Here is a 15,183-nt window from a genome sequence, read left to right as displayed (position 1 = left end):
CGTGGCGGCGCTGGCCAACCAGCTCCCCATCGGGCTGAGCATCGCCGCGGTGCTCCTGCTGATCGCGCTGGGCCTGACGTTCACCTTCGGCCAGATGGGCGTGGTCAACATGGCGCACGGCGAGTTCATCATGGTGGGCGCCTACACCGCGTACCTGCTGCAGGGCGCGGTCGGCGGCCAGTCGCTGCTGGTGGCGCTGCCGGTGGCCTTCGCGGTGGCGGGCCTGCTGGGCCTGCTGCTGGAGTGGTCGCTGATCCGGCGGTTCTACGGCCGCCCGCTGGACACCCTGCTGCTGACGTGGGGGATGAGCCTGGTGCTGCAGCAGCTCGCGCGGGACGTCTTCGGCGCGCCCAACGTGCAGGTGACCGCACCGGCCTGGCTGGTCGGCGGGGTCGACGTGCTCGGCGTCCGGCTGCCGCACAACCGGGTCTTCATCACGGCGCTGGCCGCGCTGTGCGTGCTCGGGGTGTGGCTGTACCTGGCCAAGCTGCCGCAGGGCAAGCGGATGCGGGCCGTGGTGCAGAACCGCGAGCTGGCCGCGTGCAGCGGGATCGCCACCGGGCGGGTGGACCGCTCCACCTTCCTGCTCGGCTCCGGGCTGGCCGGGGTGGCGGGCGTCGCGCTGACCCTCGTCGGTCCGGTCGGCCCCGGCCTGGGCACCTTCTACATCGTCGACGCGTTCCTGGTCGTCGTGGCGGGCGGGCTCGGCCGGCTGCGCGGCGCCGTGCTGGCCGCGCTGGCGCTGGGCTTCCTCAACGGCTACCTGGAGTTCTGGACCGACGCCAGCCTGGCCAAGGTGCTGGTGTTCGTGGCGGTCATCGCGTTCCTGCAGGTCCGCCCGCAGGGCATGGTCGCGCTGCGCGGGAGGTCGTTGGGATGAGCGGGCGGATCTCCCTGGTGCTGTGCGTGGTGCTGCTGGCCGTGGCGCCGCTGGTGCTCTCGCCGTTCCGCCTGGGGCTGCTGGCCAAGTACCTGTGCTTCGCGATCGTCGCGGTCGGCATCGCGCTGGCGTGGGGCCGAGGCGGGATGCTCACGCTGGGGCAGGGCGTGTTCTTCGGTCTGGGCGGCTACGCGATGGGCATGCACCTGAAGCTGCGCGAGGCCGGACCGGCCGGGCTGCCGGACTTCATGGTCTGGAGCGGGGTGGAGGAGCTGCCCGCGCTGTGGAAACCCTTCGCCAACCCGGTGTTCGCGCTGGCCGCCGTGGTCGTGCTGCCGGGGCTGGTGGCGTTCCTGCTGGGGCTGCTGGTGTTCCGGCAGCGGGTGCGCGGCGCGTACTTCGCGATCCTGTCCCAGGCGCTGGCCGCCGCGTTCGTCATCCTGCTGGTGGGCAGGCAGGGGTTGACCGGCGGGACCAACGGGCTGACCAACTTCAGCCGGTTCTTCGCGCTGGACCTGACCGACCCCGGCGGCAGGCGGGTGGTCTACGCGATCACCGCCGCGGCGCTGGTGCTGACCTACCTGGCGGTGAAGCTGGTGGTGCGCAGCCGGTTCGGCGCGCTGCTGGTCGCGGTGCGCGACCACGAGGACCGGGTGCGGTTCCTCGGCTACGACCCGGCGCTGGTCAAGACCATCACCTTCACCGCATCCGCGGTCGTGGCGGGCTTGGCCGGGGCGCTGTTCGTGCCGGTCGTCGGCATCATCTCCCCGGCGCTGCTGGGCGTGGTGCCGTCGCTGGAGCTGCTGGTGGGCGTGGCGCTGGGCGGCCGGTTCTCGCTCGCGGGAGCCGTGGCGGGCGCGATCGCGGTCAACTACGCGAAGACCTTGTTCAGCGAGGACTTCCCGGAGGGCTGGCTGTACCTGCAGGGCGGGCTGTTCGTGCTGGTGCTGGTGTTCGCGCCGAGGGGGCTGGCCGGGGTGGTCGAGGCCGCGCGCGACCGGTTCCGCCGCCGCCCGCGCGAGGAGGTGGCGGGGTGAACCCGGTGCTGGAGGTGCGCGGGCTGCGCGTGGTGTTCGACGGGTTCGCCGCGCTGGACGGGGTGGACCTGACCGTGGCGGAAGGGGAGCTGCGCTTCCTCATCGGCCCCAACGGGGCGGGCAAGACCACGCTGATCGACGTGATCACCGGGCTGACCAGGCCGGCGGCGGGCAGCGTGCGGTTCGACGGGGTCGAACTGGTCGGCCTGCGCGAGCACCGCGTCGTGCGGCTGGGCGTGGGGCGCACGTTCCAGACCGCCGCGGTGTTCGAGGAGCTCAGCGTGGTGGACAACCTCGACCTGGCGGCGGGCTTCCGGCTGCCCCTGCGGTCGTTGCTGCGCCGCCGCCGCGGGATCTCCGACGAGGTCGCCGCGGCGCTGGAGACCGCCGGTCTGACCGCGCTGGCCGACCGGCCCGCCGGGGTGCTCTCGCACGGCCAGCGGCAGTGGCTGGAGATCGGGATGCTGCTGGTGCAGCGCCCCCGACTGCTGCTGCTGGACGAACCGGTCGCCGGGATGAGCAGGGACGAGCGGGAGCGGACCGGCGGGCTGCTGGAGCGGATCGCCCGGACGCACACGGTCGTCGTCGTGGAGCACGACATGGAGTTCCTGCGGCGGTACGCGCGCGAGGTGACCGTCCTGCACCAGGGGCGGGTGCTGCGGGAGGGCTCGGTGGCCGAGGTGCAGGACGACCCGCGAGTGCGCGAGGTGTACCTCGGGCGCTCCAAGGGGGAGGCGGTGACCTGATGCTCTCGGTGTCCGATGTGGACGTTCGCTACGGCCGTGCGCGTGTCCTGCACGGGGTGAGCCTCGAAGTGCCCACCGGCTCGCTGGTGTGCCTGATGGGTCGCAACGGGGTGGGCAAGACGACGCTGTTGAAGACCACCATGGGACTCCTGCGGCCCGCCGCGGGCCGCGTCGAGCTGGAGGGCGAGGACATCACCGGACTGCCCACGCACCAGCGGGTGCGCCGCGGCATGGCGTTCGTGCCGCAGGGCCACGTGTCCTTCCCGCAGCTGACCGTGTGGGAGAACCTCCAGGTGACGCTGGAGGCCACCAGCCACCGGCAGGCGTCGGCGGTGGAGGAGGCGCTGGCGGTGTTCCCCACCCTGCGCCCGCTGTTCAAGCGGCCCGCCGGGTTCCTGTCCGGCGGGCAGCGCCAGCAGTTGGCCATCGCGCGGGCGCTGATCACCCGCCCGCGCTTGCTGCTGCTGGACGAGCCGACCGAGGGCGTGCAGCCCTCGGTCATCGACGAGATCGAGCTCGCGGTGCGGCGGCTGCACCGGCAGGCGGGGCTGACGGTGCTGCTGGTCGAGCAGTACCTGGACCTCGCGCTGCGGCTGGCGGACAGCTTCGTCGTGCTGGACGCGGGGCGGGTGGCGCACGCCGGTCCGGTCGCCGAGCTGCACGACGAGTCCGTGCGGCGCCTGCTGTCGGTGTGAGGGTCAGCGGCGGCGGGTGGCCATCCGGCCCAACGCCGCCGCTCCCACGATGAGCAGGAGCGCGGTCAGACCCCAGCGGCGCTGGTCGCGCACGTCGTGGTCGAGCGGGACCGCCGCCTCGGCCCGCTGCTGCGGGACCCTCAGTCCGGTGCGCCCCCGCGACGACGTGGACGCCTCGGTCGGCGCGGCGCTCGACGCCGTGGTCGTGGGCGTGGTCGTCGGGGTGGTCGTCGGGGTGGTCGGGGCGGTGGTCTCGGCCGTGCCCGGTGCGGTCGTGGGGTCGGCTGCCGGAGCGGACGTGCGGGACGGGGTGCCGGGACCGCCCGGCGGGACGACCGCGGTGCCCGTCGGCGGGGTGGTCGGGGTCGCGGTCGTCGTCGGGTCGACCACCGGCGGTGCGGCCAGGCAGCCCGACGAGTCCAGGGTGCGGAACTCCGGGCCGGAGCCGAGCCGGACCACCGCGCCCGAACCGTCCAACGCCACCCTCCACAGCGTGCTGCGGCCGTGGTGCCGGTTGCTGGTGGTGTACAGCGCGCCGTCGCGCCCCAGCGCCACCGACCCGTAATCCGGACCGCCCGGCAGCTCCCCGGTCCCCGGCACGGTGCGCACGGCTCCGCCGGCGGGGTCGATCGCGACGACGTGGGCCTTGCCGTGCTGCCCGCTGGCCACGCCGTGCAGCAGCCCCGTCACCGGGTCGGCGTCGAAGTCGTCCACAGCCAGCGCCTCGGGGTGCAGCCACGTCTCGCGCACCACCCGCAGGTAGCTCGCGCTGGCGGGGTCGACGTCCACCGACAGCAGCCGCAGCCCCGACCGCACCACCAGCCGCTCCCCCACCACCGCGCCCGCCACCGCGGCGCGCAGCGGCAACGAGTGCCGCGAGGGCAGCTGCCGCTGGTTGCCCGCGCGGTCGAAGGCGACCACCCGGCCGGACTCCGCGACGCCGTAGACCAGGTCCTGGGGCGCGGAGTAGCCGATGGCGTTGACCCGCTCGCCGAGCACGGCCACCGGCGTGGCCGCGCCGCTGGGCAGGTCGACCCGGACCAGCGCGGAGGGGCCGCGCTCGGCCGTCTCCACCTGGAGGGTGGCGCACGCCGCGAGGGCCAGCGCCTCGATCATCCGAACCGCTCCAGGGCGGCCCGGAAGGCGCCCGGATCGACGTCCGCGCCGCCGCCGAACGGGTTCTGCATCTGGTAGGTCGCGTACAGCAGCAACGCGATGGTCGCGGTGAGGGTGCCGACGATGATCACGTGCGCGCGCACCGACGGACCGCCGAACAGCAGCGGCAGCCCGATGGACAGCACGCTGCCCAGCAGCAGGGTGAACCACACGACCGCGTCCACGCCCGAGCCCGCCGCGTCGAGCCGGTCCTGGCGGGCCTCGTAGACCAGCCAGAGCTGGTGCGCGGCCTCGGTCTTGCGCTCGACCTGCCACTCGTCGTCGACCTGCGCCCGCGCCACGGCCTGCCGCAGCCGGTCCAGCTGGGACCAGCCGGTGGACGGCACCGCCGCGCCCCCGCTCATCCTCGGCCACTCGTCGTTGATCACCGTGGTGGCGTAGGCCCGCGCCAGCGCGCGGACCTGCTCCCCGGTCCCGGCGGGCAGGGAGTCGCTCGCCCACGCGGCGGCGACCAGCCCGTCCGCCTCCCGGTACGACGCGTCGTCGGCTTCCTTGGCCGCGTCGAACAGGGCGATGAGCACGAAGGCCATCAGCACGGCGTTCAGCCCCGCGACGATGGTGAACACCTGGCCCGCGGCCTCGTTGTTGCGCGCGCGCTCTTCATGCGCCCAGAAGCGGCGGATGAGGTACGCCAGCACGGCGGCGCCGATCGCCGCGCCGCCGACCCACAGCGCGCTGAGGAGGTACAGGTTCATGCGGGCGCTCCCGGTGCTCCAGGCACCGCCCCGACAAGCGGATTCACGCCGCGCAAGCTAGCGACGCGCTTCGGGGGCGGACAAGACCGCGCGCTCGGACGTCCGGAAATACCAACCGATCAGGTGATATTTGCCTTGAGGCCGCTGAAATGCGGAAACGATCCGGCGAACAGCAGTTCCAGCCCGCCGAGGTGCAGCCGATCATGAGCACCAGCAGGGGCACCACCGCGGCCACCTGCACGGCCACCAGTCCCACCCAGTCCGGCACCGGGGCTGGCCGCGACCAGTCCGGGCGGTCCGGTGTGGCCACCAGCGAGCGAGAAGGGTTGCCGCGCAACGGGGACAGCTTGCCCAGCAAGGTCGAACGTTCTGCCCCGGTCGGCGGTGAGGTCCAGTCTCGCGGGCTTTCCCGCCTCCGCGGCGAGGGATCGTCCGCGGACAGCTCCAGCAGCAGCGGTCCGTCGGAGGCGGACGACGCGGCCGAGCACCCGACGAGCGGCAGGGCGGGCAGGAGCAGACGGATCACTGGGCCAAATCCCTTCTCGTGGAAGCGAAATCACCGGCGGCCACCCGCGTGCTTCGCCTGCGGCACCAGGAAAACCAGCACCAGCAGGCACGCCACCAGCGTGGCGGTGCCGAAGGGCGACTGCCACCGGCGCAGCGCGAACAGCGGCACCAGCGACGCGCGGAACGCCAGGGACAGCACGGCGGGCAGCAGCTCGCGCAGCGACGGGCGGCGGTCCGGCGAGCTGTCGCTCCACGCGGTGCGCAGCGGAGTGGCCAGGATGATCACCACCGACGCGACCAGCCCGAGGTGCGTGGGGCCGAACGGGATGTCGACGCCGGTCTCGATGCCCAGGAAGGTGTGCCAGAGGTAGTCGTCCAGGCCGCGCCTGCCCCGCTGGAGGTCGCGGCGAAGCCGGAGTAGAACACCGCGTGCACCGTGACGAGGTCCGGGCGGTAGCCGGCCCTGATCCGGCCCTGTCGCGGCATGACCACCGGCATCGCGGGCAGCCTGGGAGCCGGTAAGCGTGCTGCCCGCACTCCGTGGTGCGGTTAACCGCACCACGCCGGCCCGAACACCGACCCCGCCCGTTCCGAACGCTCAGCTCGCGGTGCCTGGACGCGCGACTCGCCCGCGTGGAGCGGGGGGCGGTCAAGCGCCACCGTTCAGTAGCGCAGGACGGCCAGGACGCGGCGGTGGTCGTGCGGGCCGCCTGCGCCAGCAGGTCCTCGGCGTCCTCCACGGCGCCTTCCGCAGCAGCGTCGAGTTCTCCGCGATCACGACCCGCACGGCAGCACCACCAGCGGGCCGACCCGGTTGCGCGGCTGCGCGCGACGACGTACACCGCGCACACCACCGTGACGCCGTATCCGAGCAGCACGTGCTCGACGTGGCCGCCCGGACTGCCCGGTAACGCCCGCGTGATCGGCCCCGCTATTCCTGTCGAGAGACGCACAACGGGGGTGACGTGCATGGTCGGGTCCGGTTTATCCGAAGGGGACGGCCGCTGCGGCCGGTGGTACGAGGCGGCGATCGGGGTGCTCGTGCCCGGCGCGGTGCGCCCGGACCGCGGCGAGGCGGTCACCCGGTCCCGCGACCTGGGCGCGGTGCGGGTCTGCGAGGTGGTGGCGTCCGGGCCCCGCGCACCCCGGACTCCCGAGCTCGTCCCCGCGCAGGCCCCTTCGCGCTACCACCTGGTGCTCGCTCTCAGCGGGACGTTCGGCATCGCCCAGGCGGGACGGGAGGCCGTGCTGGGGGCGGGCGACCTGGTGCTGTGCGGCACCTCCCGCCCGCTGCGCCGCTGGGCCGTCCCCGACCGCGAGCTGAGCGCGAGGGTGGTCGTGCAGTTCCCCGAGGAGCTGCTGCCGCTGCCGCCGGAGCAGGTGGACCGGCTGCTGGCGGTGCGGCTGCCCGGCCGCGAGGGGCTGGGCGCGCTGCTGGCCGGGTCGCTGCGGGAGCTGCTGGCGGGTGCCTCGGGCGGGCACGCCGCGCGGCTGGCCGACATCTCGCTGGACCTGCTGGCGGCGCTGCTGGCGCGCGAGCTGGCGGTGGAGCCGGAGCCGTTCGGGCGCGGCAGGCACCGGGCGCTGCTGGCGCAGGTCCGCCACCACATCGCCGAGCACCTGTCCGACCCGGATCTGTCCCCGGCCTCGGTGGCCGCGGCGCACCACCTGTCCGTGCGGCACCTGCACCGGTTGTTCGCCGAGCGGGGCACGTCGGTGGCGGCGACAATCCGCGCGCTGCGGTTGGAGCGGTGCCGCCGGGACCTGGCCTCGTCCGGCGAACTGGTGCACGTGGTGGCCGCACGGTGGGGTTTCACCGATCCGGCGCACTTCAGCAGGTTGTTCCGCGGCACGTTCGGGCTCTCGCCCAGCGAGCACCGGGAGGTGTGGGCGGGCCTTCGTGTTCCCGAAGGCCCCTCGGAGCCCGCCTGAAGGTTCCTCACATGCCCGCTGAGCGCTCCGTTCGGGCATCTCGAACAGGTGAGCGACAGCCGTGGTGTGCGTTTGGCGACACGTGCGGCGCCGACTCCCCCGTGGTCGAATGCTTTCGGTCCGGCCGATCGCCCGACAGGCGGTTGACTCGGAATCAGTGAATTGGTAACAAAGATTCATCATTCCTGAAAATAAGATCACGGCCGCCCCGGCCCGTTGTCCCCGCCCAGCACCGCGCCAGGGAGGCACCATGCTCAGACGTTCCCTCACCGCGCTCTTCTCGGTCCTGCTGATATCCACCGCGCTCCCGCTCGCCGCCGCCGCACCGGCCGCGGCGGTGCCCATGCCGACCGACCCGGTGGTCCCCCTGCTGGACAACGGCGCTTCCCGCACGCCGCCCATGGGGTTCAACAACTGGAACTCCTTCGGCTGCGACGTGTCCGAGGCGCTGATCAAGCAGACCGCGGACATCTTCGTCTCCTCCGGCCTGCGCGACGCGGGCTACGAGTACGTCAACATCGACGACTGCTGGTCGCTGCACCAGCGCGACGCCGCGGGCAACCTGGTGCCCGACCCGGCGAAGTTCCCCAGCGGCATCAAGGGAACCGCCGACTACGTGCACTCCAAGGGCCTCAAGCTGGGCCTCTACGCCGACGCGGGCACGATGACCTGCGCGGGCTACCCCGGCAGCCTCGGCTACGAGCGGCAGGACGCGGCCCTGTTCGCCTTGTGGGGCGTGGACTACCTGAAGTACGACAACTGCTACAACCAGGGCATCGACGTCAAGCAGCGCTACCAGGCGATGCGCGACGCGCTGCTGGCCACCGGCAGGTCCATCGTGTTCAGCATCTGCGAGTGGGGCGAGAACCAGCCGTGGCGGTGGGGCCGGGAGGTGGGCCACCTGTGGCGCACCACGCCCGACATCACCGACACCTGGGGCAGCGTGGTCGACATCTTCCACCGCAACGTGGGCCTGCACAACGCGGCGGGCCCCGGTGGCTGGAACGACCCGGACATGCTGGAAGTCGGCAACGGCGGCATGACCGACACCGAGTACCGCAGCCACTTCACGCTGTGGGCGGCGATGTCCGCGCCGCTGCTGATCGGCGCCGACCTGCGCACCATGTCGCAGGAGACCATGTCCATCTTCCTCAACCGCCAGGTCATCGCGGTCAACCAGGACTCGCTGGGCGTGCAGGCCAGGCCGGTGTGGAGCGACGGCACGCGGCACGTGCTGAGCAAGCCGCTGGCCAACGGCGACCGCGCGGTGGTGCTGTTCAACGAGGGCGGCGCGGCCACGACGATCAGCACCACGCTGCAGGCCGTCGGGCTGCCCGGCGGCGGTTCCACGCTCACCGACGCGTGGACCGGCCGGACCAGCCGCACCGGCGAGGTCGTCGGCGCCGTGGTGCCCGCGCACGGCGCGGTGATGTACCGCATCCGCGCCGACCAGAGCCCGCCCGCCGGGGCGACCAACCTGGTCGGCGGCTCGTCGGGCCGGTGCCTGGACCTGCCCAACGGGGCCACCGGCGTGTCACTGCACATCTGGGACTGCAACGGCGGCCCCAACCAGCAGTTCGTCGGCACCGCGTCCGGTGAGCTGCGGGTGTTCGGCGACAAGTGCCTGGACGCCTACAACAACGGCCGCGCCGAGGGCACCGCGGTGGTGGCGTGGACCTGCCACGGCGGGCCGAACCAGCGCTGGGTTCGCTACCCGAGCGGGCAGTACGTCGGCGTGGAGTCGGGGCTGTGCCTGGACGTGACCGCCGGGCACCTGCCGGAGAACAACCGCAACGGGGCCCAGGTCGCCCTGTGGCGCTGCAACGAGGGCCCGAACCAGGTGTGGTCGCGCCAGTGACCGGAGTGTGATCCCCGCCCGCCGCGCCGGGCGGGGATCACGCGGCGCGGGTCACGAGCAGGGCGGCCGGGTGCGCGCGGCGGCGCGGAACGCCTCGATGTACTTGGGCAGCTCCACCATCGCCCGCTCCCACCGCTCGGCGGCGACCTGGCCCTCGAACACCGCGTCCACCGCCAGCCGGTCCACCTCCTCGGTCATCGGGCAGCCCGAGTCGCGCAGCTTGCGCGACAGCTCCAGCCGGTAGAGCCGGGCGGCGACCTCGTCCAGGGTCGTCCGCAGGCTGGCCACCACGCGCTCGGCCTCGTCGGGTTCCAGTACCAGCAGGCCCTGCTCGGCCAGGCGCAGGAACAGATCTCCGGCGAAAGCAGTGCCCTCGTCGGTCAGCACACCCATCACGCCTCCGCCTGCCGCCGGGGTTGTCGACACGACTCCATCACGCGCGTCGGATCGGATACACGCGCGTGCACCGGTTCTGCCCGCGCGTACCGGACTTCTGCCCTCCTGTCCCCTGAACTCCCGAGCGGGGTTCTCAGCGCCGGGCGCGCCACCGGGCCGGGTCCACTCCCGCGGCCCGCAGCGCCTCCTCCAGCCCGCGCAGGGCCAGGCGGTCGGCGCGCTCGTTGTCCGGGTCACCCGCGTGGCCCTTGACCCAGTGCCACTCGACCCGGTGCCGTCGCGCGGCCCGCGCCAGCTCCTGCCACAGGTCGGCGTTCTTGACCGGCTGCTTCGCCGCGGTCGTCCAGCCGTTGGCCCGCCACTTCACGATCCACGACGTGATGCCGTTGCGGACGTAGGTGCTGTCGGTGTGCAGCCGCACCGAGGAGGGGCGCTTGAGCGCTTCCAGCGCCCGGATGGGGGCCAGCAGCTCCATCCGGTTGTTGGTGGTGGTCCCGGCGTCGCCGCCGCACAGCTCCTTCTCGTGCGGCCCGTGCCTGAGCACCGCGCCCCAGCCGCCGGGGCCGGGGTTGCCCCAGCACGCGCCGTCGGTGTAGATGTCCACTGCCCCGTCCACCGGGGGAAATCTACACGCGGGCCGCCTGGGCGCTGAGCGCGAACACCTTGAGGTTCTGGTTGGCCGACAGGACGACGGACGTGGCGGTGCGGGCGGCGTCCACTGGCACGCTCACGTGCCAGATCCGCACGGCCCTGCCGTCCGCCGTGCCGTCAGTGCGGTAGCGGGTGGTGGTGGACAGCGCGGTGCGCTCGCCGAAGCGCGCGGCGGGGCTCGCCCAGTCGGTGACCGACAGCCGGGCGGTCGAGGTGGTGCCGTCGGCGTAGGCCACGGTCAGGTCGGCGTGCTGGTCGCCGTTGACCGCCGTGACGAGCAGGTCCAGCGCCGCGTACCGGTCCGCGGTGAGGTGCAGGCGCTGCCCGCGCGCGGTCAGGAAGTTGCGCGCCGCGCCCGTGGTCGGCGGGACGGCGTACTCGCCGCCGTCGATCGTGCGCGGACCCGCGGCGGGCAGCTGCTCGGCGGGGAAGCTCCACCCCTTGCCGTCCAGGTCGCCCTGGTGCTTGGCGTCCGCGGTCGCCGCACCGTCCACATCGTACTGTCCACTCAGGTCCTGGGCACACCACGAGCCCGATTCGGCGCACGGGCGGGGCAGGTTCGGGACCGGCCCGGCGGCGGGCAGCACGTGGTCCACGGGCAGCTCTTCGACGCCCCACGAGGTGTTGGGCGTGGCGGCGACGTCCACGACGAGGTGCCCGCCCCCGGTGACGAACCGCTCCGGCAGCCACGACCTGCCGTGGTCGCGGCCGTCGTACCGCACGCCTCGGACGTAGACGTTGCTCGGGGAGGCGTTCGGCGCGGTGATCGTGATGGTCGGGGCGCCGTCGCGGTTGATCCTCGCCCGTGGGAAGACCGGGCTGGACAGCAGCATCTCCGCCCGGCTGGGAGTCTGCGGGTACAGGCCCAGCGCGGCGAAGACGTACCAGGCGGACATGGTGCCCAGGTCGTCGTTGCCGGGCAGTCCCGCCGGACCGGTGCGGTAGACCAGGGAGGCCATCGCGCGCACCGTCTCCTGCGTCTTCCAGGGCTGTCCGAGGGCGTTGTAGAGCCAGGGCGCGTGGATGCCGGGCTCGTTGGTCGGGTCGTAGCGCAGCGGGTCGCCGCCGGTGGCCCACGACCCGTCGGGGCGGTGGAAGAACCCGTCCAGCCGCGCCGCGGCCCGCTCGCGCCCGCCCATCGCCGCCGCCAGGCCGGACACGTCGTGCGGCACCATCCAGGTGTAGGTGGCGCTGCTGCCCTGCGCGAAGCCCCGGTCCGAGGACGGGCTGAACGGCCACACCCAGCCGCCGTCGGAGTCGCGCGCCTGCTGGTAGCCGCCGTCGGCGGCGGACGGGTTGAACGTGTTGCGCCACCAGCCCGCCCTCGGCAGCAGCGCGGCCCGCACGTCCGGCCTGCCCAGCCGGGCCGCCCAGTCGGCCAGCGCGAAGTCCGCGACCGAGCCCTCCAGCGTCTCCGCCGCGCCACCCCAGCAGTGGCAGGCGTCCTGCGGCGCGTAGCCCAGGCGCAGGTACTCGGCCAGGTTGGGGCGCTGCCCCTCGCACTGGCCGGGGCAGCCCTCGTCGGACAGGCCGTCCGGGTGCGGGGTGGTGGCCTGGGCGACCAGCGACTCGAACGCCCCGCGCACGTCGAAGTCGCGCGCTCCCATGGCGTGCATGCCCGCCAGCGCGGGCGCCGAGGGGTCGCCGGTCATCACGTGCGTCGGCCCGTTGACGTGCACCCAGCGGTCCCACACCCCGCCGTTCTGGCGGGCCAGGTTGAGCAGGGACTGCGCCTAGTCGCTCGCGACACCGGGCGCGAGCAGGGCCAGCAGCTGGGTGTGCGCCCGGTACTGGTCCCAGCCGGAGAAGTTGCCGTACTGCGCGGCCTGCCCGCGTTCCAGCCGGTGCACCCGCTGGTCGCTGCCGAGGTAGGTGCCGTCGACGTCGCTGGTGATGTTGGGCTGGAGGAACGAGTGGTACAGCGCGGTGTAGAAGGTGGTGCGCAGGTCGTCCGAGCCGCCGGTGACCTCGACGGCCTTGAGCCTGCGCGCCCACTCGCGACGCGCGTCGGCGGCCACGGAGGCCACGTCGTCGCGCGGGCGGACCTCGCGTTCGAGGTTGCGCCGGGCGGCCTCCGCGCTGGTGTAGGAGATGCCGACCTTGACCAGCACGTCGTCGTCCGACGAGGTGTCGAACGTGACGTAGCCGCCGGACCCGCGCCCGGCGCGGGCCGCGCCGGTCTCGTAGCCCTCGCCGCCGCGCGCGGTCGTGCCGCCGGGGCGCAGCTCACCGTCCACCCAGGTGCCGGTGGAGGCGAACGGGCGGTCGAAGGTGGCGGTGAAGTGCAGGCGGTAGTAGGACTTCTTGTTGTTCGCGCCGCCGTTCGCGCGCCTGCCGCAGAACGCGCCGGTGAGGACGGAGCCGGACACCGCGCGCCCCGCCGGGTCGATGGTGATCTCGGCGTCCTCGCTGCCGTTGAGCGAGTTGGAGACGCGGAACAGCAGCGCCGCCGCGCGGTCGCGGGGGAAGCTGAACTCGCCCACGCCCGCGCGGGCGGTCACCGAGAGGTCCGCGGTCGCGCCGGAGGCCAGGCCGACCCGGTAGCGGCCGGGGGTGGCCGTCTCGTCCTCGTGCCGGAAGTCGGCGGCGTAGACCTCGTCGCGGGTGTCGGCGGTCGGCGAGCTGGTCACCTCGCCCACGAACGGCATGATCGGCACGTCGCCCGCCGCGCCAGGGTGGCAGCCCGCGCCGTTGACGTGGGTCAGGCTGAACCCGCGCACGCGGGTGGCGTCGTGGGCGTAGCCGTTGGCCGCGCCGGTGTTGGTCTGGTCACCCCTGGTGGTGGTGGGGCTCCAGGAGATCATCCCGAACGGGCGGACCGCGCCGGGGTAGGTGTTGCCGCCACCCGCGGAGCCGATCAGCGGGTCGACGTGGTCCACGGGCGCTCTCCCCGGCTCCGCCCGCGCGGGAACCGCCGTGATCGGACCGGCCAGCAGGACGGCCGCCAGGCCGACCACGATCGCACGCACCGCGCCTCCACCCGTTCGACGACACCGCAGGTCTATACCAACCGAGGGGGCGGCGGAAGGGGCCTGGTCGGATGGTCGCCGACTGGTCGTGCGACGATCACCTGGTGGACACGAGATCTTGGGGGCTCGTGCTGGTCCTGGCGTTGACCGCGTGCGGCGCCACACCCACCCCGCAGCCCCCTCCGCCCGCTCCCACGACGACCGAGCAGCCGCCTCCGCAGGAGGGTTGCCCGGACTCGGGCGTGCGGATCAACGCGGGCGACAGCGATGCCGCCATGGGGTTGCGGGTGATGGCGCTGGAGATGACCAACTGCGGCGAGGAGACCATCACCGTGCAGGGCTACCCCGGCGTGGTGGTGCTGGACGGCGAGCAGCAGCCGTTGAACGTCGCGGTGCTCCAAGGGGCGCAGAGCATCACCAGCGACAGCCGGTACGACCAGCCGACGACCGTGGTGCTGGAGCCGGGGGCCACGGCGCGGTCGGGGATCGCCTGGCGCAACACCTACACCGACGTCACCGCGCCACCGCTGGTGGGCGAGCACCTGCGGGTCGCGCCGTGGAGCGGGGCCGAGGAGCAGCTCATCTCCCGCGCCCCGGCGTCGACGTCCTCCGGCGCCGCCCCGATCAACATCGACCTGGGCAGCACCGGGAAGGTCGGCGTGTACCCGTGGCGGCTGGGCGACCGCCGTGTCCCGCCCGGTGAGGACGTGGACCAACCGCCGCCCACCGAGGACCTCTGAGGGCCGGGTCCTCCCTCCTCGGTGGACCCTCGGGGGCGTCCGCGCGGGCCGGTGCGCAGCGCCGGGTGCTCGTGCCGCTCTGCTGCTCGGGTGAAGCTGTTGCGCGACGGGGTGACGTCCGTGCTGGGGGAGCGTGACGCTCACTAGCGTGCCGGGTCATGGCTGCCTTGGACGACCTGGTCCGCTCCGCTCGGGCCGACATCGCCGCCCGCGTCGTCGCCGACCTGCGCGCACGACTGCTGGAGCAGCCGCACGAGTGGGTCGTCGACCAGCTGCTGGCCGAGATCGCTCCCCGGCTCGGCCTGGACCGGCTGCCCACGCTGCCCGTGCAGCGGGCGCGGGCGCACCGGGTCACCCCCGTCCCGCTGACCGCCGAGTCGCTGGTGGAGGCCACCAGCCACCTGGCCGCGTGGACCTCGGAGCGGCTGGTGGCCGAGGGCTGCCTGCTGGTGCCGCCGCTGCCGGGCGGACCGCTGGTGGAGCCCCGCCACCGCTCGCCGCTGGGCGAGGCGCTGCTGGCCGGGGCCAAGGACCTGCTGCACGCGCTGCTGTTCGGCACCCCGGCGGAGGGGGTGCTGCTGGACCGGGTGCACCGCGAGCAGCTGACGCTGACCCTGCCCGGCGCCAAGGCAGAGGTGTTCGCCTTCCTGCGCGAGGCTGCCACCGAGTTCGGCGCGCCCAGCACCTGGGTGGACCCCGACGGCGGGGCGCGGCACGACCAGGGGGCGAACGTGCTGATGCAGGTCGAGTACGGCGAGGTGGCCGAGGAGCTGGTGGGCAACGGCATCGTCGCGGCGCTGCGGTTGATCAACAAGCTGGAGGTCAACGAGGTCGTCCTGTACGCCCGCATGGAGGACGTGGAGCAGAGCCCCCTGTAGGCCCCATCCGGTTCCCCTGAGGA

General features: G+C 73.5%; 15 protein-coding genes and 1 pseudogene. 8 read left to right on the top strand and 8 right to left on the bottom strand.

All coding sequences use genetic code 11. The features are described 5' to 3' along the window. The first annotated feature begins 1 nt into the window (after position 1). Genes urtB through urtE form a run of 4 tightly spaced genes read left to right on the top strand, consistent with a single transcriptional unit; the run spans position 2 to position 3,358 of the window. Positions 2–880, top strand: a complete 879-nt coding sequence (gene urtB / locus JOF41_RS06645; protein ID WP_209617076.1) for an urea ABC transporter permease subunit UrtB — start codon at positions 2–4, stop codon at positions 878–880. Next, complete coding sequence (gene urtC / locus JOF41_RS06640; protein WP_209617074.1) at positions 877–1,917, top strand: urea ABC transporter permease subunit UrtC; 1,041 nt, start codon at positions 877–879, stop codon at positions 1,915–1,917. Before urtB ends, urtC begins: the two co-directional genes overlap by 4 nt. After that, positions 1,914–2,663 (top strand): urea ABC transporter ATP-binding protein UrtD, encoded by a 750-nt coding sequence (gene urtD, locus JOF41_RS06635; protein ID WP_189225773.1) that lies wholly within the window; start codon positions 1,914–1,916, stop codon positions 2,661–2,663. The genes urtC and urtD overlap by 4 nt, the downstream gene beginning before the upstream one ends. Then, entirely contained in the window at positions 2,663–3,358 is a 696-nt protein-coding gene (gene urtE, locus JOF41_RS06630; RefSeq protein ID WP_189225772.1) for an urea ABC transporter ATP-binding subunit UrtE, read from the top strand. The genes urtD and urtE overlap by 1 nt, the downstream gene beginning before the upstream one ends. Positions 3,359–3,361: 3 nt before the next feature. Here the strand turns inward: urtE and JOF41_RS06625 are convergent, their stop codons facing one another. From JOF41_RS06625 to JOF41_RS06610, 4 genes are read right to left on the bottom strand one after another with little or no spacing between them, the layout of a single operon-like run. Then, positions 3,362–4,474: a hypothetical protein gene (locus JOF41_RS06625; RefSeq protein ID WP_209617072.1), complete on the bottom strand. Its 1,113-nt coding sequence runs from the start codon at positions 4,472–4,474 to the stop codon at positions 3,362–3,364. Beyond that, positions 4,471–5,229, bottom strand: a complete 759-nt coding sequence (locus tag JOF41_RS06620) for a bestrophin-like domain (protein ID WP_209617069.1) — start codon at positions 5,227–5,229, stop codon at positions 4,471–4,473. The genes JOF41_RS06625 and JOF41_RS06620 overlap by 4 nt, the downstream gene beginning before the upstream one ends. Positions 5,230–5,272: 43 nt before the next feature. Continuing rightward, positions 5,273–5,755 (bottom strand): hypothetical protein, encoded by a 483-nt coding sequence (locus tag JOF41_RS06615; protein ID WP_209617066.1) that lies wholly within the window; start codon positions 5,753–5,755, stop codon positions 5,273–5,275. Positions 5,756–5,785: 30 nt separating this feature from the next. Then, entirely contained in the window at positions 5,786–6,025 is a 240-nt protein-coding gene (locus JOF41_RS06610) for a hypothetical protein (protein WP_209617064.1), read from the bottom strand. Positions 6,026–6,705: 680 nt separating this feature from the next. Between JOF41_RS06610 and JOF41_RS06605 the strand changes: the two genes are divergently transcribed. Beyond that, positions 6,706–7,668, top strand: coding sequence for a helix-turn-helix domain-containing protein (locus JOF41_RS06605; RefSeq protein ID WP_209617061.1), 963 nt, complete (start codon positions 6,706–6,708; stop codon positions 7,666–7,668). Positions 7,669–7,918: 250 nt separating this feature from the next. Next, positions 7,919–9,526, top strand: a complete 1,608-nt coding sequence (locus JOF41_RS06600; protein WP_189225766.1) for a glycoside hydrolase family 27 protein — start codon at positions 7,919–7,921, stop codon at positions 9,524–9,526. Between the two features lie 51 nt (positions 9,527–9,577). On the opposite strand, the gene JOF41_RS06595 is transcribed toward JOF41_RS06600, so the two are convergent. From JOF41_RS06595 to JOF41_RS06585, 4 genes and pseudogenes are all read right to left on the bottom strand, one after another. Next, positions 9,578–9,952, bottom strand: a complete 375-nt coding sequence (locus tag JOF41_RS06595; protein ID WP_229796062.1) for a hypothetical protein — start codon at positions 9,950–9,952, stop codon at positions 9,578–9,580. Positions 9,953–10,055: 103 nt separating this feature from the next. After that, on the bottom strand, positions 10,056–10,538 hold the full coding sequence (rnhA, locus tag JOF41_RS06590) for a ribonuclease HI (protein ID WP_209617059.1): 483 nt from the start codon (positions 10,536–10,538) through the stop codon (positions 10,056–10,058). A gap of 10 nt (positions 10,539–10,548) precedes the next feature. Beyond that, positions 10,549–11,067 carry a beta-sandwich domain-containing protein gene (locus JOF41_RS38780; protein WP_504739846.1) on the bottom strand — a complete coding sequence of 173 codons (519 nt, stop codon included), beginning with the start codon at positions 11,065–11,067 and terminating at the stop codon, positions 10,549–10,551. Between the two features lie 156 nt (positions 11,068–11,223). After that, positions 11,224–13,452 (bottom strand): annotated as a pseudogene (locus tag JOF41_RS06585) (GH92 family glycosyl hydrolase); the annotation flags it as partial. Between the two features lie 194 nt (positions 13,453–13,646). Between JOF41_RS06585 and JOF41_RS06580 the strand changes: the two are divergent. Both JOF41_RS06580 and JOF41_RS06575 read left to right on the top strand, forming a co-directional pair. Continuing rightward, positions 13,647–14,282, top strand: coding sequence for a DUF4232 domain-containing protein (locus tag JOF41_RS06580; RefSeq protein WP_189225764.1), 636 nt, complete (start codon positions 13,647–13,649; stop codon positions 14,280–14,282). Between the two features lie 158 nt (positions 14,283–14,440). Then, positions 14,441–15,160 (top strand): hypothetical protein, encoded by a 720-nt coding sequence (locus JOF41_RS06575; protein ID WP_209617044.1) that lies wholly within the window; start codon positions 14,441–14,443, stop codon positions 15,158–15,160. Positions 15,161–15,183 lie beyond the last annotated feature (23 nt).

The sequence above is a fragment of the Saccharothrix coeruleofusca genome, from assembly GCF_017876325.1.
Lineage (GTDB): Bacteria > Actinomycetota > Actinomycetes > Mycobacteriales > Pseudonocardiaceae > Actinosynnema > Actinosynnema coeruleofuscum.
This window is presented reverse-complemented; position numbering and strand designations above follow the sequence as displayed.